This window comes from Mycobacterium montefiorense, assembly GCF_025823255.1.
Classification (GTDB): domain Bacteria; phylum Actinomycetota; class Actinomycetes; order Mycobacteriales; family Mycobacteriaceae; genus Mycobacterium; species Mycobacterium montefiorense.
In genome coordinates this window covers 96,959-122,563 of record NZ_JACKVL010000009.1, presented here as the reverse complement: position 1 = coordinate 122,563, position 25,605 = coordinate 96,959, and the positions used below count along the sequence as shown (strand labels likewise).

Annotated in this window: 26 protein-coding genes and 1 pseudogene; 8 read left to right on the top strand and 19 right to left on the bottom strand. The window is 65.8% G+C overall.

Going from position 1 to position 25,605, the window contains the following annotated elements:
* Window positions 1-13: 13 nt before the first annotated feature.
* A pseudogene (locus tag H7K34_RS26885) lies at window positions 14-508 on the top strand (adenylate/guanylate cyclase domain-containing protein); the annotation flags it as partial.
* Window positions 503-3,076, top strand: a complete 2,574-nt coding sequence (locus H7K34_RS08220; protein WP_372510720.1) for an ATP-binding protein — start codon at window positions 503-505, stop codon at window positions 3,074-3,076. The pseudogene H7K34_RS26885 and the gene H7K34_RS08220, both read left to right, overlap by 6 nt.
* Window positions 3,077-3,109: 33 nt before the next feature.
* On the opposite strand, the gene H7K34_RS08215 is transcribed toward H7K34_RS08220, so the two are convergent.
* Together H7K34_RS08215 and guaB are read right to left on the bottom strand one after the other, a co-directional pair.
* Window positions 3,110-4,237 carry a GuaB3 family IMP dehydrogenase-related protein gene (locus H7K34_RS08215; RefSeq protein WP_264061578.1) on the bottom strand — a complete coding sequence of 376 codons (1,128 nt, stop codon included), beginning with the start codon at window positions 4,235-4,237 and terminating at the stop codon, window positions 3,110-3,112.
* 14 nt (window positions 4,238-4,251) lie between these two features.
* Entirely contained in the window at window positions 4,252-5,841 is a 1,590-nt protein-coding gene (guaB, locus tag H7K34_RS08210; RefSeq protein ID WP_264061372.1) for an IMP dehydrogenase, read from the bottom strand.
* 161 nt (window positions 5,842-6,002) lie between these two features.
* Here guaB and H7K34_RS08205 point away from each other — a divergent pair, with 161 nt between their 5' ends.
* A complete protein-coding gene (locus H7K34_RS08205; protein WP_108921040.1) occupies window positions 6,003-6,416 on the top strand; it encodes a DUF5319 domain-containing protein in 414 nt (137 codons plus the stop codon).
* A 20-nt stretch (window positions 6,417-6,436) separates the two neighbouring features.
* On the opposite strand, the gene H7K34_RS08200 is transcribed toward H7K34_RS08205, so the two are convergent.
* The 3 genes from H7K34_RS08200 to H7K34_RS08190 form a co-directional block, all read right to left on the bottom strand.
* Entirely contained in the window at window positions 6,437-7,210 is a 774-nt protein-coding gene (locus tag H7K34_RS08200) for an anti-sigma-D factor RsdA (RefSeq protein WP_264061371.1), read from the bottom strand.
* Window positions 7,203-7,778 (bottom strand): sigma-70 family RNA polymerase sigma factor, encoded by a 576-nt coding sequence (locus H7K34_RS08195; RefSeq protein ID WP_201263433.1) that lies wholly within the window; start codon window positions 7,776-7,778, stop codon window positions 7,203-7,205. The genes H7K34_RS08200 and H7K34_RS08195 overlap by 8 nt, the downstream gene beginning before the upstream one ends.
* A gap of 80 nt (window positions 7,779-7,858) precedes the next feature.
* Complete coding sequence (locus H7K34_RS08190; protein WP_264061370.1) at window positions 7,859-8,677, bottom strand: hypothetical protein; 819 nt, start codon at window positions 8,675-8,677, stop codon at window positions 7,859-7,861.
* 356 nt (window positions 8,678-9,033) lie between these two features.
* Here H7K34_RS08190 and H7K34_RS08185 point away from each other — a divergent pair, with 356 nt between their 5' ends.
* Window positions 9,034-9,342, top strand: coding sequence for a WhiB family transcriptional regulator (locus H7K34_RS08185; RefSeq protein ID WP_108921044.1), 309 nt, complete (start codon window positions 9,034-9,036; stop codon window positions 9,340-9,342).
* Window positions 9,343-9,363: 21 nt separating this feature from the next.
* Here the strand turns inward: H7K34_RS08185 and H7K34_RS08180 are convergent, their stop codons facing one another.
* Entirely contained in the window at window positions 9,364-9,843 is a 480-nt protein-coding gene (locus H7K34_RS08180) for a MarR family winged helix-turn-helix transcriptional regulator (protein ID WP_264061368.1), read from the bottom strand.
* Window positions 9,840-10,574 carry a nitroreductase gene (locus tag H7K34_RS08175; protein ID WP_264061367.1) on the bottom strand — a complete coding sequence of 245 codons (735 nt, stop codon included), beginning with the start codon at window positions 10,572-10,574 and terminating at the stop codon, window positions 9,840-9,842. Before H7K34_RS08175 ends, H7K34_RS08180 begins: the two co-directional genes overlap by 4 nt.
* A gap of 175 nt (window positions 10,575-10,749) precedes the next feature.
* Between H7K34_RS08175 and H7K34_RS08170 the strand changes: the two genes are divergently transcribed.
* Complete coding sequence (locus H7K34_RS08170; RefSeq protein ID WP_264061366.1) at window positions 10,750-11,739, top strand: LLM class flavin-dependent oxidoreductase; 990 nt, start codon at window positions 10,750-10,752, stop codon at window positions 11,737-11,739.
* 51 nt (window positions 11,740-11,790) lie between these two features.
* On the top strand, window positions 11,791-12,252 hold the full coding sequence (locus tag H7K34_RS08165) for an OsmC family protein (protein WP_264061365.1): 462 nt from the start codon (window positions 11,791-11,793) through the stop codon (window positions 12,250-12,252).
* A 173-nt stretch (window positions 12,253-12,425) separates the two neighbouring features.
* Here the strand turns inward: H7K34_RS08165 and H7K34_RS08160 are convergent, their stop codons facing one another.
* A complete protein-coding gene (locus H7K34_RS08160) occupies window positions 12,426-13,091 on the bottom strand; it encodes a class I SAM-dependent methyltransferase (RefSeq protein ID WP_264061364.1) in 666 nt (221 codons plus the stop codon).
* A gap of 20 nt (window positions 13,092-13,111) precedes the next feature.
* Window positions 13,112-14,332 (bottom strand): FAD-dependent oxidoreductase, encoded by a 1,221-nt coding sequence (locus H7K34_RS08155; protein WP_264061363.1) that lies wholly within the window; start codon window positions 14,330-14,332, stop codon window positions 13,112-13,114.
* A 77-nt stretch (window positions 14,333-14,409) separates the two neighbouring features.
* Here H7K34_RS08155 and H7K34_RS08150 point away from each other — a divergent pair, with 77 nt between their 5' ends.
* A complete protein-coding gene (locus H7K34_RS08150; protein ID WP_264061362.1) occupies window positions 14,410-15,201 on the top strand; it encodes a TetR family transcriptional regulator in 792 nt (263 codons plus the stop codon).
* 145 nt (window positions 15,202-15,346) lie between these two features.
* Window positions 15,347-15,847, top strand: a complete 501-nt coding sequence (locus H7K34_RS08145) for a hypothetical protein (RefSeq protein WP_264061360.1) — start codon at window positions 15,347-15,349, stop codon at window positions 15,845-15,847.
* A gap of 20 nt (window positions 15,848-15,867) precedes the next feature.
* Here H7K34_RS08145 and H7K34_RS08140 read toward each other — a convergent pair whose 3' ends face one another.
* The 10 genes from H7K34_RS08140 to H7K34_RS08095 form a co-directional block, all read right to left on the bottom strand.
* The gene (locus H7K34_RS08140; protein WP_264061358.1) at window positions 15,868-16,605 is read right to left on the bottom strand and encodes a hypothetical protein; all 738 of its coding nucleotides are present in this window, start codon (window positions 16,603-16,605) and stop codon (window positions 15,868-15,870) included.
* 105 nt (window positions 16,606-16,710) lie between these two features.
* Complete coding sequence (gene groL, locus H7K34_RS08135; RefSeq protein WP_264061357.1) at window positions 16,711-18,339, bottom strand: chaperonin GroEL; 1,629 nt, start codon at window positions 18,337-18,339, stop codon at window positions 16,711-16,713.
* A 78-nt stretch (window positions 18,340-18,417) separates the two neighbouring features.
* Window positions 18,418-18,720: a co-chaperone GroES gene (groES, locus tag H7K34_RS08130; protein ID WP_036466886.1), complete on the bottom strand. Its 303-nt coding sequence runs from the start codon at window positions 18,718-18,720 to the stop codon at window positions 18,418-18,420.
* 241 nt (window positions 18,721-18,961) lie between these two features.
* A complete protein-coding gene (gene tsaD / locus H7K34_RS08125) occupies window positions 18,962-19,996 on the bottom strand; it encodes a tRNA (adenosine(37)-N6)-threonylcarbamoyltransferase complex transferase subunit TsaD (RefSeq protein WP_264061355.1) in 1,035 nt (344 codons plus the stop codon).
* Window positions 19,993-20,460 carry a ribosomal protein S18-alanine N-acetyltransferase gene (rimI, locus tag H7K34_RS08120; protein ID WP_264061354.1) on the bottom strand — a complete coding sequence of 156 codons (468 nt, stop codon included), beginning with the start codon at window positions 20,458-20,460 and terminating at the stop codon, window positions 19,993-19,995. Before rimI ends, tsaD begins: the two co-directional genes overlap by 4 nt.
* On the bottom strand, window positions 20,457-21,092 hold the full coding sequence (gene tsaB / locus H7K34_RS08115; RefSeq protein WP_264061353.1) for a tRNA (adenosine(37)-N6)-threonylcarbamoyltransferase complex dimerization subunit type 1 TsaB: 636 nt from the start codon (window positions 21,090-21,092) through the stop codon (window positions 20,457-20,459). Before tsaB ends, rimI begins: the two co-directional genes overlap by 4 nt.
* Window positions 21,077-21,550: a tRNA (adenosine(37)-N6)-threonylcarbamoyltransferase complex ATPase subunit type 1 TsaE gene (gene tsaE / locus H7K34_RS08110; protein ID WP_264061352.1), complete on the bottom strand. Its 474-nt coding sequence runs from the start codon at window positions 21,548-21,550 to the stop codon at window positions 21,077-21,079. Before tsaE ends, tsaB begins: the two co-directional genes overlap by 16 nt.
* Window positions 21,543-22,658, bottom strand: a complete 1,116-nt coding sequence (locus H7K34_RS08105) for an alpha/beta fold hydrolase (RefSeq protein WP_372510712.1) — start codon at window positions 22,656-22,658, stop codon at window positions 21,543-21,545. The genes tsaE and H7K34_RS08105 overlap by 8 nt, the downstream gene beginning before the upstream one ends.
* Window positions 22,648-23,814, bottom strand: coding sequence for an alanine racemase (gene alr, locus H7K34_RS08100; RefSeq protein WP_264061576.1), 1,167 nt, complete (start codon window positions 23,812-23,814; stop codon window positions 22,648-22,650). The genes H7K34_RS08105 and alr overlap by 11 nt, the downstream gene beginning before the upstream one ends.
* Window positions 23,815-23,862: 48 nt before the next feature.
* Window positions 23,863-25,605 (bottom strand): molybdopterin-dependent oxidoreductase, encoded by a 1,743-nt coding sequence (locus H7K34_RS08095; protein ID WP_108921157.1) that lies wholly within the window; start codon window positions 25,603-25,605, stop codon window positions 23,863-23,865.

Genomic DNA, 25,605 nt, shown 5'->3' with positions numbered 1-25,605 from the left:
CGCGGAGTACAAGCAAGTGACGGTGTTGTTCGCCGACGTGGTGGATTCGATGAGGATCGCGGCGGACGTGGGCGCTGAGCGATTACGCGGGATAATGACCGAGCTCGTTACTCGCGCATCGGCGGCCGTCCGACGCTACGCCGGCACGGTGGACAAGTTCACTGGTGACGGCATCATGGCTTTGTTCGGTGCGCCGGCCGCTTTGGAGAACCACGCGCTGCGGGCCTGTCTGGCCGCGCTCAGTATTCAGGCGTCGGCCAGGCAACTGGCAAGCGAACTCGAACGCTCCGACGGAGTCGATCTATGGCTACGAGTTGGCCTCAATTCCGGCACAGTCATTACCGGCGAGATCGGTCCAAGCACGTTGGGCTACACCGCAATTGGTGAGCAGGTGGGAATGGCGAAGCGAATGGAGTCGATCGCGCCGCCAGGCACTGTGATGCTGAGCGAGTCCACCGCGCGACTGGTCGAGGGTGCCGTCATTCTGCAGAAGCCGCAACTGGTGCACGTGAAGGGCGTCGGAGATGCGGTGCAGGCACGTCAGCTAGTCAGCGTCGCAAGGCAACCTCGACGACTTGATGGGCCGCAATCGACGTTGGTCGGCCGCCGATGGGAACTCACCGCATTATCGGCGATCCTCGATCGGGCCATCAACGGCACCGGGTCGGTGGTGTCACTAACCGGTCCGGCCGGGATAGGTAAGACACGGTTGGTGCGCGAGGTCGAGCAAATAGCAAAGGGCTGTGGTGTCAGTGTGTTTCGCACTTTTTGCGATTCGCACGCCACCGACGTCCACTTCCGGGCCATGACGCGTCTCTTACGCGCCGTGGCCCAGATAGTGGGTCTGGATGACGAGGCGGCGCGGGCGCGCGTCCGAGCCCGCGTCCCCCCCGATGCCGATCCTCAGGATGTGTTGCTGCTCAATGATCTGCTGGGCATCGGCGATCCTGCTGCGAAGCTACCCAAGATCGATCCGGACGCGCGGCGGCGACGGCTGACAGCACTGGTCAATGGTTCCCAGCTTGGCCTCACCCGCCCGGCAGTCTTTGTCGTAGAGGACGTGCACTGGATCGACAAAGCCAGCGAATCCATGTTTGCCGACTGTCTGACGGTGATTCCGCAGACGCCCGCGTTGATGCTCCTCACCTATCGGCCCGAATACCGCGGCGCGTTACGGATTGTGCCAGGCGCCCAGACCTTCGCCCTGGCTCCATTGAGTGGCTCGGACGCGTCAAAGTTGGTCACCGGGCTGCTGGGTCCGGATCCTTCCGTCGATGAGATTGCCAACATCATCGCCGAGCGCGCCGCAGGTAACCCGCTATTCGCCAAGGAAATCACCCGTGAGCTGGTCGAACGAGGCGTGCTTGATGGCGAGCGCGGCTACTACGTCTGCGACTCGGATGTAGCTGAGGTCGGTGTGCCGGCGACCCTGCAGGCGACCATTGCCGCGCGCATCGACCGGCTGAGCCCGGGGGCTAAACACATGCTCTGCGCTGCAGCAGTCATCGGGTTTCGCTTTGGCGCCGACTTGCTGGCGAGCCTGGAGGTCGAAATCCGCGTCGATGAGCTGGTCGAGGCGGACCTCGTCGATCAAGTACGTTTCACCGCGTGCCCGGAGTATGCGTTTCGGCATCCGCTGATCCGCACCGTCGCCTACGAGTCGCTGCTGAAATCCGACCGCACCCAAATGCACCGGAGACTAGCCGCCGTGCTCGAAGCCCGCGACCCGAAATCGGTGGAAGAAAACTCGGCGCTGATCGCCGAGCATTTGGAGTCCGCGGGCGATCTGCACGCCGCATTCGCCTGGCATATGCGCGCTGGGACCTGGGCACTCAACCGCGACGTCGCCGCCGCGCGACTGAGTTGGGAACGTGCCAGCAAGATCGCTGACGCCTTACCGGCCGAGGACCCAGACCGCGCCGCGATGCGCATTACTCCGCGCACCAAGTTGTACGGGTTCGCGTGGCGAATTCATTCCGACATTTCCGAAGCGGGATTCGACGAACTACGTGAATTGTGCACGGCCGCAGAGGACAAGCCTTCGCTCGCCATCGCGATGGCGGGCCTGGTAATGGATCACCTCTATCAGGGCCGAGTGTGCAAGGGAGCTGAGCTGGCTTCCGAGGCCATGGACCTGATTCAGTCCGTCAGCAGTGCGACCGTGACGGTCGGACTGTCTCTCACTCCGATCCTGGCTAAGGCCGAACGGGGTGAGTGGCCCGCTGTCATGCAGTGGTCGCAGACGGTCATTGACCTAGCCGACGGCGACCCTGCGAAAGGCAACTTCATCGTGGGTTCCCCGTTGGCGCTCGCGTTAACGACGCGGGCGATTGCCCGTTATTTTCTAGACTGCGGCGGGTGGCGAGACGACCTGACCCGCGGCCTTGCGATGGCGCGCAGCGCCGACCCCATGTCCTACGCCACGGTTGTCGCGTACGTCTATTTCCCGGGGATACCGTACGGCGTGCTGAAGCCCGACGATCACGCGCTGGGTGAAATCGAGGATGCGTTGCGCATTGCCGAACGGTCCGGAGAAGATCTCGCATTGGTCGTCGTCGGACTGACGCTAGGTGTCGCACTGCTGCACCGAAACACCGATGCCGAACGCGACCGCGGGCACCGGCTGCTGGCCGACATCCACGAGGGGTTCCTGCGCGAGGGCCGGTATGTGTCGCGATTGCCGCTCGTCAACATGTATCTGGCGCGTGAGAAGACACGGCGCGGAGATCGCGATGAGGCAATATCGCTGATGCGTACCACTGTCGATCATCTGTTCAGCGAGGACCGGTTGCTGGGCTGGGGCATCCCTGCCACGGGTCTGCTGGTGGAGGCGTTGCTCGAACGGGCCGCGGCCGCTGACGTGGCCGAAGCCGAGTTCGCAATCGATCGGTTAGCGACGATGCCCACGGCCGACGGTGTGGTTGTACGCGACATCATGCTGATGCGGCTGCGGACCCTATCGGCCCGTGCTCGGGGCGATAGCGGGCTGTACGCGCGCTTCCGGAATCGCTATCGGGCAATGGCGGTAGAACTGCAGTTTGACGGGCATGTCGCGTGGGCCGAAGAAATGCCCTGACGCAGGACCTTTTCCCGAGGCCAAGCAAAGACCCTAGATGCCGACGGTCAAGCCGACCTTCTGGAATTCCTTGAGATCGCAGTAGCCGGCCTTGGCCATCGATCGGCGCAGACCGCCGACCAGGTTGAGGCTGCCGAACGGATCGTCGGACGGCCCGTTGAGCACCTGCTCGAGCGGCGGTCGCTCACCGACGGCGATCTGCAGCAGCGCCCCGCGCGGCAGCGACGGGTGTGCCGCCGCGGACGGCCAGAACCACCCGCCGCCGAGCGCCTCGTCGCTTTCGGCCAGCGGCGTGCCCAGCACCACCGCGTCGGCACCGCAGGCGATGGCCTTGGCCAGCTCACCGGAGGTGTGAATGTCACCGTCGGCCAGCACGTGCACGTAGCGGCCGCCGGTCTCGTCGAGGTATTCGCGGCGCGCCGCCGCGGCGTCAGCGATCGCGGTGGCCATCGGCACGCTGATGCCCAGCACCTCGTCGCTGGTGGTCACGCCCCGGGTAGAGCCGTAGCCGACGATGACACCCGCGGCGCCGGTACGCATCAGGTGCAGCGCGGTGCGGTGATCGAGCACGCCGCCCACCACCACCGGCACGTCGAGCTCGGAGATGAAACTCTTCAGGTTCAGCGGCTCGCCGTTGGAGGCGACCCGCTCGGCCGAGACGATGGTGCCCCCGATGACCAGCAGGTCGATGCCGGCCTGCAGCAATACCGGCGTCAACGACTGGGCGTTCTGCGGGCTGATTCGTACCGCGGTGGTCACACCGGCCTCGCGGATGCGAGCCACCGCGGCGGCGAGCAGGTCCGGGTTCAGCGGCGCGGCGTGCAGCTCCTGCAGCAGCCGGATCGACGCCGAGGGTTCGGGCTCCTTGGAGGCGGCCTCGACCAGCTGCGCGATCTTGGCCTCCACGTCCGCATGCCGGCCGATCAGCCCCTCACCGTTGAGCACGCCCAGTCCACCGAGCCGGCCCAGCTCGATCGCGAACTCCGGCGACACCAACGCGTCGGTCGGGTGCGCCACCACGGGGATCTCGAACCGGTAGGCGTCCAACTGCCAGGTCGTCGAGACGTCCTGCGACGAGCGGGTGCGCCGGGACGGCACGATGCTGACTTCACTGAGTTCGTAGGTGCGACGGGCGACGCGGCCCATCCCGATCTCGACCATGTTCAGTTCGCTGCTCACCGCGCGTAATAGTTCGGTGCTTCGACGGTCATGGTGACGTCGTGGGGGTGGCTCTCTTTGAGTCCGGCCGAGGTGATCCGGACGAACTGCGCCTGCTGCAGCACCTCGATGGTCGGCGAGCCGGTGTAGCCCATTGCGGCGCGCAGACCGCCGGTCAGCTGATGTATCACCGACGAGAGCGGGCCGCGGAACGGCACCCGGCCCTCGATGCCCTCGGGCACCAGCTTGTCCTCGGAGAGCGCATCGTCGGCGAAGTAGCGGTCCTTGGAGTACGACTTGCCGCCGCTGCGGCCCGCCATCGCGCCGAGCGACCCCATGCCGCGGTAGCTCTTGAACTGCTTGCCGTTGACGAAGATCAGCTCGCCGGGCGCCTCGGCGGTGCCGGCCAGCAGCGAGCCCAGCATGGCCGTCGATGCGCCGGCCGCCAGCGCCTTGGCGATGTCGCCGGAATACTGCAGTCCGCCGTCTGCGATGACCGGCACACCGCGCGGTCCGCAGGCCGCGACGGCTTCCAGGAACGCGGTGATTTGAGGTGCACCTACCCCGGCCACCACGCGGGTGGTGCAGATCGAACCCGGCCCCACCCCGACCTTCACGGCGTCGGCCCCGGCCTCGACGAGTGCCAAGGCGGCCGAGCGGGTGGCGACGTTGCCGCCGATCACCTCGACCTTCTCGCCGACTTCGGCCTTGAGCTTGCCGACCATGTCGAGCACGGTGCGGTTGTGCGCGTGCGCGGTATCCACGATCAGCACGTCGGACCCGGCGTCGACCAACATCATCGCGCGCACCCAGGCGTCACCGCCGACACCGACGGCGGCGCCCACCAGCAGCCGGCCATCGCTGTCCTTGGTGGCCAGCGGGTGTTGTTCGGTCTTGACGAAGTCTTTGACGGTGATCAGCCCGGTCAGCCGGCCATGGCCGTCGACGATAGGCAGCTTCTCGATCTTGTTGCGGCGCAACAGGCCCAGCGCCGCGTCGGCACTGACGCCCTCGCGGGCGGTGATCAGCGGGGCCTTGGTCATCACCTCGGAGACCGGCCTGGTCTGGTCGACCTCAAACCGCATGTCGCGGTTGGTGATGATCCCGACGAGCGCGCCGGAGTCGTCGACGACGGGCAGGCCCGAGATCCGGAACCGGGCGCACAGCGCGTCGACCTGGGCCAGCGTGTTGTCCGGGCGGCAGGTGACCGGGTCGGTGACCATGCCGGCTTCGGAGCGCTTGACCATCTCGACCTGGCCGGCCTGTTCGGCGACCGGCAGGTTGCGGTGCAGCACACCCATGCCGCCGGCGCGGGCCATCGCGATGGCCATCCGCGACTCGGTGACGGTGTCCATCGCCGAGCTCACCAGCGGCACTCGCAGCCGGATCTTCTTGGTTAGCTGACTGGAGGTATCGGCAGTCGCGGGAACCACATCGGACGCCGCCGGCAGCAGCAGCACATCGTCGTAGGTCAGGCCTAGCATCGCCACCTTGTTCGGGTTGTCGCCCCCGGTCGGCACCCCCTCGTCGGTCAAACCGCCGACGCGCAGGTAGGGACTTGCGACCAGGTCGGAGCTGTCTTCGAGATGGGACGTGCCACGGGACATCGGTGAAACCCTCCATACGCGCGCGGAGCGACCACCCCATTCTATCGGTCCCGACCGTCGAGGAGTTGCACCCGTAGGCGTGCCGCTCGCCCCAATCGGAACGCGGGCGACGCGCGTCCACCTGCTGGCGTTAGCACGGCCCGCCTGCGTAGGCTAGGGGCGTGCGTGACCACCTTCCCCCGGGTTTGCCACCCGACCCGTTCGCGGACGACCCGTGTGACCCGTCGGCGGCGCTAGACGCCGTCGAGCCTGGACAGCCTCTGGATCAGCAAGAACGGATGGCGGTCGAAGCGGACCTGGCCGATCTGGCCGTTTACGAAGCACTGTTGGCGCACAAGGGAATTCGCGGACTTGTGGTGTGCTGCGACGAGTGTCAGCAAGACCACTATCACGACTGGGACATGCTGCGGTCCAACCTGCTGCAATTGCTGATCGACGGCACCGTCCGCCCCCATGAGCCTGCTTACGACCCGGAGCCCGATGCCTACGTCACGTGGGATTACTGCCGGGGATACGCCGACGCCTCGCTCAACGAAGCGACGTCAGACGCCGACGGATTTCACCGGCGACACTGAGTGTTTGAGCGGCCCGCTTTCTAGGGCGTATTGCTTGGCGCGACCGATGACTGGTGTCGATGGTGGCTGTGGCTCGCAGCAGGACTCGGGTTTTGACTGGGCACTAATAGGGTTGCGCTCGGGCTGATTGCCTTTGGTGTCGCGGAAATTTGCGACTGCGGAGCCGGAAGCACCACCGAGCTTGGCGGCGGCGCGGCCGGCGGGAGCGTCGCATTCGGGTCGCGTGAGTCGACTTTCGCGTTCAGCAGATCGATCTCGTCCAGCAATTCTTTTCGACCGGCGCTGTCGTTCAACGACTGCACGGTGCTGCTGACTTCCGCCAGCTGATTCTCGGCCTGGGTCCACTGCCCCTTGTCGATCAGTTGCTTGACTTTCGCCAGGTCGGCCTTGGCGGACAACATGGTCTGGTTCTGGTTGACCCGCGACTCGTCGAAGAACATCGAGTGCAGGCCGTACAAGGTCCCCCCGGGTCGGGCCTCGACCACCATGGCGCCGAACCCGCTGAGGGCCAACAATGTCGCCGCCACCGAGCCGATCGCCGCCAGTCCGCGCCTACCACGCCGCTGCTCGGCCATCCCGGCGCGCAGCGCCCCCACGGCCTCCTCCGGCGAAACCAGTGCGCTGGCCGGCGGCCACCGCAAGTCGTCGCGCCAATCCCCCAGCAGGGCGGCCAACGCATCGTCGTTGGGATCGTCGACGTCGATCCGTTGGCGTTCGGCGAGCGCATCCAGGAGCAGATCGGTCCGGCTCAACTCGTCGAGCCCTGGTCGGTCTGAGAAACCAAATTCAGGCATAGTCACCTGCTGCAACCATCTCGGATTTGAGCCGCGACAAAGCTCGGTGCTGAGCTACCCGGACGGCTCCTGGCGTTGCGCCAACGGCGGCGGCAGTCTCTTCGGCAGACAGGCCGACGACGACGCGAAGGATCAGAATCTCGCGCTGCTTGGCGGGAAGGATGTCGAGTAATTCGTTCATGCGACTGACCGAATCGGCTTCGAGGGCTCGCTGTTCAGGGCCTGCCTCGGACGACCAGCGCTCGGGAACGGAATCGGAGGGGTAGGCGAGATCGCGGCCAGCGGCGCGATGGGCATCGGCCACCTTGTGTGCCGCAATGCCGTACAGGAAGGCCAGAAACGGGCGTCCTCGATCCCGATAACGCGGCAGTGCCGTCAAAGTCGCCAAGCACACCTCCTGAGCCACATCGTCGGCTGTCAGGCCCCCCCGCTCGACTGTGCCGACTCGCGCCCGGCAATATCGCACCACAATCGGACGGATGGTCTCCAGCACCTCCCGTAGGGCGTTCCCATCTCCCGCTACGGCTTCTGCAACCACAGCGTCGAGACGTTCACCTTGAATTGTCATCGACGGCGGTATCTCCAACGTTACAAACCGGACACATCGCGGGCTAACTCTCGCAATGACCATAACGGCCGCAAGCCGTTTCAGGCGGCAGGCCAGGTTCCACCGGCGCGCCGCACCTGGCCTGCGCAGACATCCCGAATTTCGGCCAGCTTTTGTGCCGAAAATGTGACGCTTCGGATATCGATCAGCAAGCAAGCCACCGCCCAGCGCAGGGGTATCAGCCGCGATCGTTCGGTGCCGTCCAGCGCGGCGTCGGCCACGGCGCGGGCCCGCTGGGTGTCGCCGGCGCTGCATAGCGCGGCGGCGAGCACCACTTCGCTCTTCACCCGGTGCCGCTCCGATGCTGGCCCGATGGCCTGCGCTAGCTCGACGGCCTCCTCGGCTTCACGGACCGCGACCGCGCCATCACCGCGAGCCATCGCCAACTCGGCACCGACCCATCGCCGGCGCACCGGCAACCGATCCGGCACGCAGGCGGCCGCCAACGCCGAGTCCGCGCGCGCCAACAACGCCGCCGCAGCGGCGAAGCGGCCGATGCCCAAAGCGTCGGCCGCCAATCCAATCAGGGCGTCGGCGCGAGCTTCGGGGTCGGTGCCGGCGAGCGCGAGGGCACGCCCGTCCCAGCCGCGGGCGCGCGCGTGCCAACCGAGTTGGCGCAGAAACGATCCGTGCGTGCTGTGGGCCAGCGAGACGAGCCGACCCGAGGCATTGCCGCGGCGCAGCGCCGCCAGGTCTCGATAGGCGCTGCCGTAACGGCCCTGCCCGCCGGCCGCAACGGCTCGCAGCCACAACTCGTTTGCTGTGGTCGCCGTCGGCAGAGGCCAGCGTGCGGGCTGATCGCCGAACGCGGCCGCAGCCAGGGCCGACTCAATCTTCGAAGTATGAGGAATTTCAATCACGGTGATAGTAGTAAACAGTTCATGGTGATGGTGTTACCGAAATGTTAATCACAATCATCTGTGTAATAAATGGCTTCTACTGGTCCTTGTACCCTGAGCTGGGAAATCTTACTTCGGTCAAGTGCCTGGTAGCACCGTTCTCCTACCCGAAATGCGTTGCAGATGAACGTGGAGTTAATTCTCTTCAAACCGCTACATATTTTGTCACACTAAACGCCTATTGACGGAAATTCATCAACCCACCTAAGTTCTAGCAATGACGGGTAGTCATCGGTGACACCACCCTTAAATCAGTTGCACACTCACTTTGCGAACCTAACCTCACTTGGGCGTGCCGTGCAGAGAGGGAACTAGCCATGCCACAGCCGGAGCAGCTACCCGGGCCCAACGCGGACATCTGGAACTGGCAACTGCAGGGACTGTGCCGCGGTGTTGACTCGTCGATGTTCTTTCATCCCGACGGCGAGCGTGGCCGTGCCCGCATGCAGCGTGAGCAGCGCGCCAAGGAGATGTGCCGGCAATGCCCGGTGATCCAGCAGTGCCGGTCGCACGCACTGGATGTCGCTGAGCCCTACGGAGTGTGGGGCGGCCTGTCCGAATCGGAGCGCGACATGCTGCTGAAGGGCGACATCGGCCGCAACCGCGGTATCCGCCGCTCGGCCTAGTCAGCATCGAAGAATTCTCGCCTACCGCTCGGCGGCAGCGGCGAATCGCGTGAGCAGATCGGACAATTGCGCCGCCTCGCCCGGCCGCATTGCCGACACTAGGCGCTCAGCCAGTGGCTCCGCGGCGAGGTGAGCGGCGTCGAAAAGCTCAATTCCCTTGGCGGTGATCTCCACAGCACGCACCCGCCGATCCCCGGGCACCGATTTGCGCACCGCGAGCTTCTTGCGCTCCAGGTCGTCCACGACCCGCATGATTCCCGCCTTGTCGGAGCCCGTCGCATCGACCAAATCCCGCTGCTCGGTGGGCCCGCGGTTAACGAGTACGAGCAGCACGGCGAAATGTCGCAACTCGATGCCCAGCGGCCGCAGCGCCTCTGACATCACCGCGGCCGCATGCCAGTGCGCCCGGCGCAGCAACAAACCGAGCGCGAACGGCGACGGATCGCCGGGGCGGTCGGTCGCACGCGCGGCGGCCCCGCGCCTGCGGTCGTCACCAGTCATGACGCTCGGAGAGTTTCAGCGAGACCCAAAACCGGGTCGGGTCCGGTCTCGTGGAATTCGGGCGACTCGTCGTCGACGAATGTCACCGTTTCGTCCAGCGGCGCCCGCCCGGTACGGACGTAACTGACCGCCGGGTCCTCGTAGCCAATTGACATGCCGCAGAAGAGCATCAGCCGATCCGGCGGGCGCACGGTCTCGGCAACCGTCTCACGAACCTGCGACCACGCCATCTGCGGGCAGCTGTGCAGGCCCTCGGCGCGCAGGAGCAGCATCACCGTCTGCAAATACATCCCCAAGTCGGCCCATTGGGCCGGGCCCATGTCGCGGTCGATGTAGCAGAACATGGCTGCGGGTGCGCCGAAACAATCCCAGTTGGCAATCGCGGCCCGCTGGCGTGCCTCCCAGTCGTCCCGCGCAATACCGAGCGCGCTGTAACGCTCCTTGCCGAAGGCGGACCGCCGGTCGCGATACGGGGACGGCAGCGCCTGCGGGTACATCTCGTACTCCCGCTCGTCCCAGGGATCGCCCGCGGCCACCCGCTCGACCGCGTGCTTCTTCAGTGCCGCCAACGGCGCACCGGTCACCACGTAGATGCTCCACGGCTGAATGTTGGAACCGGACGGTGCCCGCGCCGCGGCGGACAGCACCCGCTCGAGCACCTCTTTTGACACGGGTTGATCGGTGAATCCGCGCACTGCCCGCCGGCTTGTGACTGCCTCGTATACGTCCATGATCGCCTACCTGCCATCCGGAACTTCGTCTTTCGTATCATATAATACTGTATTGAACGATACTATTCCCTGTGGCAAGTGGGATCGCACGTTGTCAATTCGCCTGACCTCGTTGGCTTTCAACCATCGTTCTTCAACTGCGCCGCCCACGCGCCATCGTCACTACAGTTCGAAGATGGACTTCTCGTGCGCGTTCGCGACTGCCTCGAACACCCCGGTCCACGTGGAGCTCGCCGAAACTCTGCACTACAAGCGGGCGTGGCTCTACGACTCGCCGGCCCTCTATCCCGACGTGTGGATGATTCTCACCCGCTGCGCGGAGCGCACGTCGCGCATCGGCCTGGGGCCCGGTGTGCTCGTTCCCAGCTTGCGGCATCCGATGGTCAACGCCGCCGCAATCGCCGAGCTGCAGAGCCAGGCGCCGGGGCGCGTCGCGGTGGCAATCGGTTCGGGCTATACGGGTCGGATGGCACTGGGCCAGCGAGCAATGCCGTGGCGCCAGGTCGCCGAATACGTCCGGTGCTTGAGAATTCTGTTGGCCGGCGAAGCCGCGGAGTGGGAGGGCGCGAAGATCCAGATGTTGCAGCTGCCCGGTTTCGGGGCGAGGCGACCGATCGATGTGCCGATACTGATCGGCGCCGACGGCCCGAAAGGACTGGCAGTTGCGGCTGAACTCGGCGACGGTGTCTTCTCCGCGGCCGTACCGCAGCCCGATGCCGCGAAAGCGGCCGACTGGCGGGCACTGCTGTGCTGGGGCACGGTGCTCGACGAAGCAGAGGAGCTGACGTCACCGCGCGCGACCGACGCCGCGGCGCCTGGCGCGGTGGTGCTCTACCACGCGGTGTACGAGCGGGGCGGCGCCACTGCGGTCGATGCCCTGCCGGGTGGCCAAAGCTGGCGGGAGAAGATCGAGGCCTATCCCGAAGACGAGCGGCATTTCGCGATCCATCAAGGACATCTGGTCAAAGCCAACCCGAGTGACGAGCCGCATGTCGCCGACGTGATCCCGTTTGCCAGCTCGATGGGGTTGACCGGAACCGCCGAGGAAATGGCCGAGAAGGTCGCCGTACTCGCTGCGCAGGGCATCACCGAGATCGTCTACCAGCCAGCCGGATCCGACATCGAGCGGGAACTCACGGTATTCGCGTCCGCCGCGGGCCTGTAGGGCTGAGCAGACTTCGCCTCAGCCCACCCCAGTCGTGCAACGATCGGGCGCATGACTAGCAACGAGACTGGCCAGGACGCGGCGTCGGCCGAGCGCGCGGTGACCGTCGCCGAGACAGGCACGGGAACCTATACGCAGCAGATCACCGCCGGACACCACCGACTCATCGCCGATGAGCCACAGCCAGTCGGCGACGACGCCGGGCCGACACCCTATGATCTGCTACTGGCCGCGCTGGGTTCGTGTACTTCGATGACGGTGCGGATGTATGCCAAACGCAAAGGCTGGCCGCTGGAGAACGTTCGAGTAACGTTGCGGCACTCGCGCATTCACGCGCAAGACTGCGCCGACTGCGAAACCAAAACCGGATGGATCGACCACATCGATCGGGAGATCGAGTTGACCGGCCACCTCGACGACACGCAACGGCAACGATTAATGCTCATCGCCGAACGCTGCCCGGTCCATCAGACCCTTACCTCCGAGGTCCGGGTCGCCACGTCGTTGCGGTGACAGCCGCGCTTCGTGCGCGCCGCGCATTCTCGGCGACGCGGGTGCCATTGAGAACCTCAGCAGCGAGACGCCCTCGACCGCGTTGCCGGCCAGCTTAAACGGGATGATCCCCGGTCCGCCGGCGCGATAAAGAGTGAATTCCGAGATGCTCGAGCCGACTGACCACAATGTCCTCACCGTCCAACAGTCGCCCGAGCCAGCAGCACGGCACGCCGGCGCTCACCCTCGTCATCGTGGATTTCGACGTCAACCTCCCCGAAGCCCGCGGACCGAAGAGCACCGACGATCGGAGCGGGGTCACCGACACCGCTAAACGGCAACGCCGCCGCAACGTCGTCGGCGTAATGATGTGCTGCCACTTGCACATTCAGGGAACAGTCGGCGACCAGTGTCCCGCCAGGAGTCAAGACGCGGCGCCATTGCGCGAAAGCCTTGTCGGGTTCGAGCAGGGTCCAGATAAAGTGCCGGGCCGTCACGGCATCGAAACTGGCATCGGGAAACGGCAGCCGTTCGGTGACACCCTCCACAAAGGTGATGGACATCCCGCGCTCGGCGGCCTTGGCGCGAGCGTTGCCCAGCATTGCCTGCGACGCATCGAATCCGGTCACCTGGTGACCAAGCTCGGCCAATAGCAGCGCGACAAATCCCGTGCCGGTGGCGATGTCGAGCACCCGGGAGCAGGGCGGGATCGCACCCAAAGCCGTTGTCCACAGCTGCCGTTCGGCCTCGGAGAAGATGCCGTGCGCGTCCTTCTGGTCATACCGCGCACCCTCCTGCTCCCAGAAGGCGCGGATCGCGCTGTGAGCCGTTACCAGGGAATCACTGTCACTCGGCGACATGGCAATTCACCCTAGCCGAGTTACCGCGAATCAGCCCAGGCGTGTACGTCGGGAGTCCGTACGTGCTCTGGGCGGAGACCGCGCCCTACGAAGATCGGCGGAAGCGCTTGCAGCGGGCCCCAACCGATGATCTTCGGAATCTGGATCGGCGACAGGTCACCGCTCAAGTTGGGCGCGACCGCCTTGTCCTGCACCAGCACCTGACCCGCCTGGATGATCCGAGTTGGCAGCTCGCGGCGGCGCTGCACTTTGGCCAGGTCGGCGTCGGTCAGCCGGCCTTCGCGCAGCGGGGCGCACAGGATATTGGCCGCGGCCACGGCATCGGCGACCGCGAGGTTGATACCGACCCCACCGGCCGGCGACATCGCATGTGCGGCATCGCCGATGCACAGCAGGCCGGTGCGCCACCACGTCTGCAGCCGGTCGACCCGCACGTCGAGCTCGCTGGTGTCGTCCCACGACGTCAGATCGTTGACGTGCTCACACAGCCGCGGTTGTGCGGTGACGATTCGCTCCTTGAACTCCTCCAGCGATCCGCCCCGGGGGCTGGCGCCCTTCGGCATCAGATAGGCGACCTGCCAGTAGTCGCCCCGGTAGATCATTGCCATCAGCAGGCCTTTGCGGACCACCCCGAACAGTTCCTGCGGGTCGCCGGGGCGCCATTTCAGCCGAAACCACAGCACGTCCATCGGGGAGTGCGCCGCGGCGGTCCGCAATCCCGCCGCCGCGCGCACCACCGACTTTCGCCCGTCGGCGGCCACCACCAACTCGGCCCGCACCTCTAGATCCGGCGTGCGCACCCCAACCACCCGATCGCCGTCGCAGATCAGGTCGGTCACCTCGGCATTGCGGATCAAGGTGAATTCCGGGTAGGCGGAAGCCTTTTCGGCGAGGAAGTCCAGGAAGTCCCACTGCGGCATCATCGCGATATAGGGCTGCTTGAAGCCCAGCCGTTTGAGCACCTTGAAGTTGCCGAGGGTGCGAATCGAGCCACCGGTGTCGAAGGCAAGTCGGTCGATCTTGGTGTGCGGCAGCTTCAGGAACTCGTCGATGAATCCGAGCTCGTCCATGATCCGCAGGGTGCTTGGGTGCACGGTGTCGCCGCGGAAGTCGCGCAGAAAGTCGTTGTGCTTCTCCAGGACGACGACCCGGATTCCGGCGCGGGCGAGCAGCAGGGCGTGAACCAGACCGGCGGGCCCGCCCCCGACAACGCAGACCTGGGTCTGCAGAACTTGTGTCATGGTGTGCTCCTCGTGCAGTTGTGGAATACAATTGCAGCATACATAAGGTAATGTATCACATGTCGGAAGGAGACGGTATGGCCCGACCGGTGTCGACGCCACAGGTGGTGGAGGCCGCACTGCGCGCCGCGGAGAAATTGGGCAAGGACGTCGCCGACGTTCCGGTCGCATTGATCGCCGCGGAGGCCGGCATCTCGCGCAGCACCCTGCTGCGGCGCTTCGACGGATCGCGCACCGCCCTGAACGACGCCGTCCGCGCGGCCGGCGTCGACCCCGGCGGCCTGCCCCCCGTCCGCGACCGGGCAGTGGCTGCCGCCGCGACCCTGATCAGCGAATCCGGCCTTGCCGCGGCAACATTGGAAGCCGTCGCCGCCCGCGCCGATTGCTCGGTTTACAGCCTGCACGCGGCTTTCGGCGGGCGCGACGAAATGATGCGGGCGGTCTTCGAGCGTTACAGCCCCATCCTGGATATCGAGGAATACCTGGCGCGTCCCAGCGATGACCTGCTCGAGATGGTGCGCGGCTTCTACCGAACGGTGGCGAATGCCCTGAGCCGCGAACCCCGCGTTGCGCCGGCTATATTCGCCGAGGCCTTCGCACGACCTAGCAGTCCCGCCGTGCAGTCGCTGGCGGCCTACGGCCCACCGCGCTTACTCGGCGCACTCAGTCGCTGGTTCGACACCGAAATTCATGCTGGACATATCCGCGACATGCCCCTACCGCTACTGGCCCAACAACTGTTGGGCCCCATCCTGATTCACATGCTCACCCGGCCGCTGCTGCCGAATGTCCCCGGCTTGCAGCTGCCCGACATCGACACCACCTGCGACGTATTCGCCGAGAACTTCGTGCGCGCCGTCGTGCCGTAGGAAGCGCTTCCGGCTAGCGATCACGACTTGAGAGCATTCCCAGGCGCACGCGGCCGCACGCCCATAGTGTTCGGAGATGCAGACGGTGTTGTTCAGGCTGGGGTTGGTCCCGTTCTGGTGTCGCTCTCGCCGTCGAGGGGACTCGATGCCTGACGATCGGACTAGCGCGATTGCGGCGATATCTGCCGTCCTGATTCCTGCCGTCGTCGGCATTGCCTCGGCTCACGCCGCACCGCTGCCCGAGGTCTGCAGCTCGGCCACCACCGGCGCCGACAACGTATGCAGCGTCAGACTGACCTCGGTGACCGCGAACACCATCGACGGGACGATCACCGGGATCCCAGTCGGCGGCGTGGCTCCAATTACCCTCGCGGGACAACTGAATGCGTACCTTCGGTCAGCCGGGTTTGGGAATTCGCCACCGGACCCAGTCCAACGCTGGGATGCCGCGATTGACCGCGTGAAAGACGCCATCCCGTCCGGTCCGGATTGGTACGGGCAAGCCAAGTCCCGAGCCTTCCTGCCAAGAGAGCTGAATGGACTGGCCACCCAATTTCCCCCCAACACCACAGTCGTCCGGTTCGTGCCCGATGACGCCAATGCCGATGGCTTTCGGCTGGTGTCGATCCAGCCGGTGGCTAAGTAGCCGCCCGAATTGACCAGGTATCAGCTGTGCGCGAATTCAGCGAGCTTGGCATCGACTGCCGCAGTATCCGGTCCCGCGTACGTCTTGGGGTCGCGCTTGTTGACCCATACGAGGAATGGGCAGCTGGCCGCGGGGCTGTCCACCGTTCCGAGTTGCGCGATGTGCCTGCCGGTCCTCGCCTCGTGAAGTTCGATGTTGTATTGGACGGCGTAATAGTCGACAGTCACGTGTTCACCCGTGTCGGTCCTGAGGCTGCAGGTGAGTGACTTCACCTCGGTTCCGCGTTTGCGGGTAAGGCAGGCAACGACATTCGTCGACAGGAAGTCGCCGGGGTTCGCCCGGTAGTCGGCACGGGAGTCGAGCATGACTTCGCTCCAGGGGGTGTTTGTCATTTGGCGCATCGGGTTGGGCTCGTCGTAGGGAGCGAACGCGGCAATCTTGTACGGCTTCCCGTACGCGGCGGCGTTAGTGATTGACCCGCCATCGCAGACCACATCGAAGTCCGAGAGGGAGGTTGCCTTCTTAGCGCCTCCGCGCCCGTCGAGACCGTCGTGGACAATGTCGCGGATCACGAAAAACCCGACCAACGCCACCGGTACCAGAACGACCGTTGCTGCGAGCGCGAGCACAACTATCAACACGCGATTGGTCTTGCGCGGCGCAGGCGGCGGATACGGTCCCGGCGGTGGGTACGGCGGGGGCCATTGCTGCGGGTACCGCGGTGGCTGTGGCGGCGGCCACTGCTGCGGATAGCTCATGCTCGGGCCCCCCAACCTCGTGGTGCGCCAGCCTAACAATCGTCGCGGTCGAGGCAAACAAAACGCCCCCGGCCGAATGACCGGGGGCGCTTTGCACAAACTCACTCAGTGGTGATGGTGGCCATGCCCGTGACCGTGGCCGTGGTCGTCGTCTTCATTGGCGGGCTTGTCGACAACCGCCGTCTCGGTGGTCAGCACCATGCGGGCCACCGACGCCGCGTTCAGCACCGCCGACCGGGTGACCTTGACCGGGTCAATAACACCGTCCTTGATCAGGTCGCCGTAGGTCAGCGTGCTGGCGTTCAGGCCGTGCCCGGCGGGCAGCTCACTGACCTTGTGGACCGCGACCGCGCCGTCGAGACCGGCGTTGACGGCGATCCAGTACAACGGTGCGGAAAGGGCCTCGGCGAACACGCCGACGCCCGCGGCCTCGTCGCCGCTGAGCGACTTACGTAACTTTTCCAGCGACTTGCCGGCCTGGATGAGCGACGATCCACCGCCCGCGACGATGCCCTCCTCGACGGCCGCTTTGGCAGCCGCGACGGCGTCCTCGACGCTTTCCTTGCGCTCCTTGAGCGCCGTCTCGGTGGCGGCCCCCACCTTGATGACGGCCACGCCGCCGGCCAGCTTGGCCACCCGCTCCTGCAGCTTCTCGCGATCCCACTCCGAATCGCTGCCCTCGATCTCGGCACGCAGCTGCTTGACACGCTTTTCCACCGCATCCTTGGGGCCACCGCCGTCGACAATGATGGTGTCGTCCTTGCTGACCACCACGCGGCGGGCCGAGCCCAGCACGTCGGCGCCCACCTCACGCAACACCAGGCCGGCGTCGGGATTGATCACCTGGCCGCCCGTGACGATCGCCAGATCCTCCAGGAAGGCCTTGCGACGGTCGCCGAAGAACGGCGCCTTGACCGCAACCGCTTTGAGCGTCTTGCGGATCGAGTTAACCACCAGCGTCGCCAACGCCTCGCCCTCGACGTCCTCGGCGACGATCAGCAGCGGCTTACCCGATTCGGCGATCTTCTCGAGCATCGGCAACAAGTCCGGCAGCGAGCTGATCTTGTCCTGGTGCAGCAGGATCAGCGGCTCGTCGAGCACGGCCTCTTGGGAGTCGAAGTCGTTGACGAAGTATGCCGACAGGAAGCCCTTGTCGAACCCGACACCCTCGGTGAACTCCAGCTCGGTGTTCAGCGTCGAGGATTCCTCGACGCTGACGACGCCGTCGGTGCCGACCTTGTTCATGCCCTCGCCGACCAGCGCACCGATCTGCTCGTCACGCGAGGAGACCGTCGCCACCTGCCCAATGGCGTGCTTGCCGGACACCGGCTTGGCCGCGGCCAACAGCGCCTCGGACACCGCGTCGGCGGCCTTGCTCAGGCCCACGCCCAGGGCGATCGGGTTAGCTCCGGCGGCGACCATGCGCAGGCCGCCCTTGATCAGCGCCTGCGCCAGCACAGTCGCGGTGGTGGTGCCGTCGCCGGCGACGTCGTTGGTCTTGGTGGCCACCGACTTCACCAACTGGGCACCCAAGTTCTCGAACGGGTCTTCCAGGTCGATCTCCCGCGCGACGGTCACGCCGTCGTTCGTCACAGTGGGACCGCCAAACGCCTTGGCCAGCACCACATGCCGGCCGCGGGGGCCCAGCGTGACGCGCACCGTGTCGGCGAGCTTGTTCACGCCCGCCTCCATCGCGCGGCGAGCGGTTTCGTCGTACTCAATCAGCTTGCTCATCAGGCTCCTTTAAACGCATGCCGCCCCGGAAATCACCCGTGCTTGCACACGGGGATCGCCGGGGCGGGACACGGTTCTTTACTTGGATACGACAGCCAGCACGTCACGTGCCGACAGGATCAGGTACTCCTCGCCGTTGTACTTGATCTCGGTGCCGCCGTACTTGCTGTAGATGACGGTGTCACCTTCCGACACGTCCAGCGGGATCCGCTTGTCGCCGTCCTCGTCCCACCGGCCGGGGCCGACTGCGACGACGGTGCCTTCTTGCGGCTTCTCCTTGGCGGTGTCAGGAATAACCAGACCGGACGCGGTCGTGGTTTCGGCCTCGTTGGCCTGCACGAGAATCTTGTCCTCGAGTGGCTTGATCTTCACCTTCGCCACGATTGGAGCCCTCCACTATTTGGATCGGGTCCGGGACGCTCGCCCGGACTGGAGTTGGCGGTCGATCCAGGGGTTGCCCGAACCGTCCAATTACCAGATGATTCGGCATTCGGCTGGGCCCTTGAGCCGTCGTCGCGGGAGCCGACACAGGGGATCGTCCGATTGCCACCTAGCACTCTATACACGAGAGTGCTAGCACTCAAGACCGCCCTGCTGCTTCCCGCGTATTTACGCTCTGAGCTCAGCTCACCTGGGCTTTTACCACCGGCAGCCCCGGGTCGCTGGGCACGTCCAGCGGCGACGGCGCCGCACCCGCGGCAACCAGGTGCGCGGCGAGCGACGCGATCATCGCCCCATTGTCGGTACAGAGCCGTGGCCTGGGGATACGCAGCGTCAGGCCGGCTTCGGCACAGCGCTGCGTCGCCAGCTCCCGCAGCCGCGAGTTGGCGGCCACTCCCCCGGCGATCAGCAAGGTCTGCACGCCGAGCCCGGTGGCCGCGCGCACCGCCTTGCGCGTCAGCACGTCGGCGACGGCCTCCTGAAACCCGGCGGCGATGTCGGTCGACTGCGCGTCCGGATTGCCCTCCACATACCGCGCGACGGCGGTCTTGAGCCCGGAGAAGCTGAACGTGAACGGGTCATCTCGCGGGCCGGTCATGCCGCGCGGGAACACAGGGATCTCCGCGGCGTCCCGGCCGCAGGTGCGGGCCAGGTCGTCGAGCACCTTGCCGCCCGGATAGCCCAGACCCAGCAGCCGCGCCACCTTGTCGTAGGCCTCGCCCGCGGCGTCGTCGACCGTGCTGCCCAGCTCGACGATCGGCTCACCGAGCGAACGCACGTGCAGCAGGTGCGTGTGTCCGCCGGACACCAGCAGTGCCACCGACTCGGGCAGCGGCCCGTGTTCGTACACATCGGCGGCCAGGTGCCCGCCCAGATGGTTCACCGCATAGAACGGCACGCCCCACGCGGCCGAATACGCTTTGGCCGCAGCCACTCCTACCAACAAGGCGCCGGCCAGCCCGGGTCCGATGGTGGCCGCGACGATGTCCGGCCGCACCAGGCCTGCGGTCGACAGCGCGCGGTGCATGGCCGGGCCGAGGGCTTCCAGGTGTGCGCGGGACGCGATTTCGGGGACCACGCCACCGAACCGCACATGCTCGTCGACGCTGGACGCCACCTCGTCGGCCAGCAGCGTGACGGTGCCATCGGAGTCGAGCCGCGCGATGCCGACTCCTGTTTCGTCGCAAGAGGTTTCGATGGCCAAAATGTGAGTCACAAGGCCAGCCTCCGCATCGTGTACGCATCCGCACCGCTGATTCGGTAATAGCGCTTGCGCAGGCCGATCTGCTCGAAACCCATGCTGCGGTACAGCGTAAGAGCCGCCTCGTTGTCGGTGCGCACTTCCAAGTAGACGACGCCGCCTTCGGCGAACTCGAGCAAGTCGGCGAGTAGCCGGCGGCCGATGCCCTGGCCCTGGTAGGCCGGGTCGACGCCGATGGTGTGCACCTCGTACTCGAACGGCGGTTTGCGGCCCAGCCTGGAGATGCCCGCGTAGCCGACGAGCGTGCTCGCGGTGCGCGCGCCGACGTAATGGTTGTGGGCACTAGCCAATTCGCGGCAGAACGCTACCGCAGGCCAGGGGTCGTCGCCGTCGAACAGCGCAGCTTCCAGCTGCGCGCACCGCTGCGCGTCGGCGCGGTTCAAGTCACCGATCGTCACCGGCTCGCTGCCGGCGGTCATTGGCGGGTCGCCAGCGGCTTGGCGTCGGGCCGGCGCAGATACAGCGCCACCAGCGGCGCCGGGTCGGCGGACCAGTCGGACACCGCGGCCGCTAGTCCGGCCGGTGTCGGGTGCACGGGCTCGCGCAGCGGCAGGCCGAACAGCGCGGAATGCTCGGGTGAGCCGGCGACTGCTTCGGCCGCTCCGGGGTCGACGTCGGCGGGCGCGTTAACGGCCGGGCCGTCGGTGCGGACTCCGTCGCGGTAGCGCGCCCAATAGACCTCGCGACGGCGGGCGTCGGTGACCACCAGCACCTCCCCAGTGGTCAGCACGCCAATGGCGTCCAGGCTGCACACGCCGTGCACCGGGATGCCCAGCGCATGCCCGTACGCCGCGGCGCTAGCCATCCCGGCCCGCAATCCCGTGAACGGCCCGGGGCCGCAGCCGACCACGACGGCATCGAGGTCACCCATCGTCGCTGCGGCTTCGGCGAGCGCGCCGAGCACGTTGGGAGTGAGCCGTTCGGCGTGCGCCCGGGCGTCGACGGTGACCTGCTGGGCCAGGACGGCGTGATCGGGCAGCCGCACAATGCCCGCCGTCACCGCCGGCGTGGAGGTATCCAGCGTCAGGATCAGGCTCACGAGCGGCCCCATTCCCAGGTTGCGATCCGCACGTCGGATCCGCTGACCCGCTCCAGCCGGATGTCGAGGTGACGTTCGGAAAGGCGTTCGGCAAGGCCCTCGCCCCATTCCACCACCACGACAGCGTCCTCGAGATCGGTGTCGAGGTCCAGCGAGTCGAGTTCGCCCAGCAGGTCGGTGCCCTGGTGGTCTAGCAGCCGGTATACGTCGACGTGAATCATCGCCGGTGTACCCGCCTGTCGCGGCGGGTGCACCCGGGCCAACACGTACGTCGGCGAGGTGACTGGACCGTCGACATCCATCGCCGCAGCAATCCCCTTGGCCAGCAAGGTCTTTCCGGCTCCGAGTGGACCGGAGAGCACCACGACGTCGCCGGCGCGCAGCTGCTGCCCCAACTGCGAGCCGAGCGCAATGGTGTCCTGGACGCGCTCGCAGCTGGCCGTGCCCGATCCCAGTCTCAGCTCAGCCACGGCGCCGCAACCGTACTCGGGTCCGCTGGTACCACAGGGTCATTTTGCCTGGAGTGGCCCGATTGATCAGCCGTACCAGGCCCTCATTTATGGCCTCGGGCTTGTCCAGCAGGGCCAGGTGGCTGGCCCCGCCGACGATGACCAGCTCCGATCGCGGCAGCGAGGCCGCCATCTTTCTCGAGTACTCGTCCGGCGTGATCAGATCGTGGTCGCCGCAAGCGATCATGGTCGGGACCCGCAGTAGCGTCCACAGCCCGGCGGTTTCGTCGTGGGTTTCCAGGGCGCGCAGGAAGCCCACCAGGGTGGGAATCGGGGTGCCGTTCATCATCCGCTGGGAGAACGCGTCCAGGCTGCGGCTGACATGTAGATCGCTGTAGGAGGCGGCCCGCAGAATCGGGCCGATCAGCGACCGGGACACATTGCGGCCGCGGTGCATCAGCTTAGGGGCCGACCGTGCGGTGAATCGAAGTGCCTCCACCGCAGGGTTTTTCAGTATCTCACCCAGCGGTGATCGGGTAACGCCTTCGGCCGCAGAGGAAATCAGCGCCGCGCCGACGATCCGGCCGCCGTACTGGGCGGGGTACTGCCGGGCGTGCGACAACACCGTCATCCCGCCCATCGAGTGGCCGACCAACACGATCACCCCGCGCGGCGCGACCTCGGTCAGCACGCTTTGCAGATCCTGGCCCAGCTGAGTCAACGTGTAAGTCTCCGGCGAGGCCTCCCCGGAACGCCCGTGCCCGCGCTGGTCATAGAACACCATGCGCACTCGCGGACCCCATTTCTCGGCGAGCCGCTTGCGCTGAAAATAGAACGACCCCATCCGCAGACAGAATCCGTGCACGAAGACCATGGTCAGCGGGGCGTCCAGCGGACCGACTTCGCGGACCGCCAGCGGCACGCCGTCGGGCGTGGTCACCACATAGCTGCGATCGCAGTCCAACTGCTCGAAATCCTCATCGGCGTAAGGATCTTCGATCAGGGTGACGCGTTGCGTCATCGACCGGCGGACCGAGGCGCCCACGATGGTGGCAACCGCGGTCAGCCCCGCACCTCCAGCAAGCCAGACCCTCCCCCGCTGGCGCCGGCGAGTTTCCTCATCGCTCAACGGTTCCGGCCTCGCGATAGGTCCTGACGATCCGCCCCCGCGGACTGGTGACCACTTCGTAGTGGATGCTGCCGAGCAGATCGGCCAAGTCCTGAGCGGTGGGCTCGCCACTGGTGCCGGGACCGAACAGAATCGCCTCGTCGCCTTCTGCCACATCGAGGGGGCCGGGACCGAGGTCGACGAGGAATTGATCCATGCAGATCCGCCCCACGCCGCGGCGTCGTCTGCCGTTGATCAGCACGTCGAGGCGTCCACCGAGGGATCGGAAGACACCGTCGGCGTATCCAATGGGCAGCAACGCCACGGTGGTGTCGCGTTTCGCGATCCAGGTGTGTCCGTAAGACACGCCTTCGCCGGCACGAATCGACTTCACCAATGCGACAGCACATTTCACCGTCATCGCCGGTATCAGGCCCATATCGCCGAGCTCAGGAACGGGGCTCAGCCCGTACACCGCGATCCCGGGCCGCACCATGTCAAAGGCCAGGTCGGGACGAGACATCGTGGCGGACGAACTCGACAGGTGGGCAATCTCAAATTGCACCCCCCGCTCGCGCGCCTGGGCAAGCATCTCGCTGAACCGTTGCGCTTGAACGTCATTGACGGAGTTGTCCGGCTGGTCAGCGAACACCATGTGCGACATCAGTCCCCGCACCCGGATCGTCTCGTCGGCGACAGCCTGGCGCACCGCGGTCAGCATCGCTGCGTACTGGCCCGGGGCCACACCGTTGCGATTCAGCCCGGTGTCGACCTTGATGCTCACCGTTGCGGTGCGGCCGGTTCGGTGCACGGCATCCAGCAGCTCGTCGAGCTGGCGCGCCGAGGACACGGCGATCTCCACGTTGGCCATCACCGCGGGCCCGAAGTCGATGCCGGGCGGATGTAGCCAGGCCAGCACCGGCGCGGTGATTCCGTCCGCGCGCAGCGCCAAGGCTTCGTCGACGGTGGCCACACCCAGCTCGGCGGCGCCGGCCGCCAATGCGGTGTGGGCAACACGGATGGCGCCGTGGCCATAGCCGTCGGCCTTGACGACAGCCATCACCTGCGCAGAACCGGCGTGTTCACGCAGCACTCGGACGTTGTGCGCGATTGCCCCCAGGTCCACCAGGGCCTCGGCGAGGATGCCCGGTGTCAGGGATATCGGCGTAGCTGCCACGGACGCCATTGTCCCAGAACCTCCCGAGCACACTGATCCCGTGGCCGCTCAGATCGTCTGGTGGCGCCCGAAGTACTTGTGGTCCTCGCTGTAACCGCCATACCCGCTCCCGATTTCGGAGTAATGAGCGAGAAACTCGATCCCTTTGATCCACTTGACTTGCTTGAAGCCGTGCTGCAATTCGTTGCGCAGCCGCAAGGGTGCGCCGTGACCATAGCTCAGTGGTTCGTCGTTCATGCTGTAGGCCAGCATCGTCAGATGATGGCTCATCTGCTCGATCGGATGCACGTTGTAGTAGATGCCGCCGGTGGCACCGAGGCCCATCGAGTAGAACGCCACCCATTTCGCTTCTGGTCGTGGCTTGACGATGTCCATGATCGCCTGCATCGAGATACCGCCCCATTTGGCGACGCCCGACCAGGCCTGGATACAGAAGTGTTGCGTGATCTGGTCGTGGTAGTTCAGCGCCTTTAGCTCGTCGAGCGAGAACTGCCTGGGGTTTTCGACGAGGCCGTATACCCGCAGTCGCCAATCGCGGAAGCCGTTCGCCTCCAGGTCCTTGTACTCGACGGTGTCGGGTAAGCGGCCGTTGTGCCAGAAGTAGGACGAGATGTCCTTCTCGGTGAAGGCGCCAGGTTCCGGATTCATCCTTTCCAGCACTCGCTGCAGGGGTCCGATCAGCGCGTCTCCGACCCGCTGCACTACCCGGGGGTGGCGAATGGTGAACGGGGTGGCCGCCACCCAGCCCACGGCCGTCACCACCATGGCGATGACGAACACGCCAAAGCCCACCCAACCGTTGTCGTCACTCGCGGCAAACATGTGGTTGAGGTTGCGCAATGCCTCCGTGGCGAACACCAACGTGACGTGCACGACGATGAAGAAGATGAAAAATAACAGCACCAGGAAGTGCAGCGAGCGCGCGGCCTGGATGCTCAATCGCTTGCTGATGACCGTCAGACGCATCGACAGCGCCGGAGACATCCCCAATCCGGTGATCAGCGCTGCCGGCGCCGCGACGAAGACCACCGTGAAATAAGCCAGCAATTGCAAACCGTTGTAGGCAACCCAACCGTTGTCGGTGGTCGGCCAGTCCAGCGACAGGTACTGGATCGCCACCGACGCGGCGTTGGGGAAGACGTCCCAGCTCGTCGGCACGAGGTGACGCCACTGCCCGGTGGTGAACAGCAGCACGTAGAAAACCAGCCCGTTGAGCAGCCACAGCACGTCAGCTCCGAGATGCCACCAGCGCGCCAGCCCGATGGAGTGCCGGAAGCCGGGCAGGCCGAACTGTCCCGGCAAGGCGACGGTGTCATCGTTGGCGGTCCAATATCCCTCCGGCACCGGCGGCCCCACTCGCAGCCACTCGTCCTTACCCGGGGTGCAGTTGCGGCTGAAGTACAGCCGCGGATGGTCACACAGAATCTGAATCCCGGACCGAATGATGAAGGTCATCAGGAACAGATTGAAAAAGTGTGTCCACCCTTCCCAGGCATGCATGCCAGGGCTGACACCGCGACTATCTGTGCCGGGGTACCGCTGGATGAATGCCTGCACCGCCGGCATGTTGTGCAGGCCCTTGCCGATCGCCACCGCCGCAACCAGTAGCGCGAAGCCGATCGGGATCAGCCAAAGCAGGTTGAACCACTTGTCCGCGCCCACCCGTAGCCTCGGTGCGGTGGCGCGCCTGGTGAGATCGAATCCGCCACCATAAGTCTCCAGATCGATCTGGTCGTGGGCCGGATGTATCTCGGCGCTATAGGACTCCAGCGCCAGCTCGACAAGGTCCAC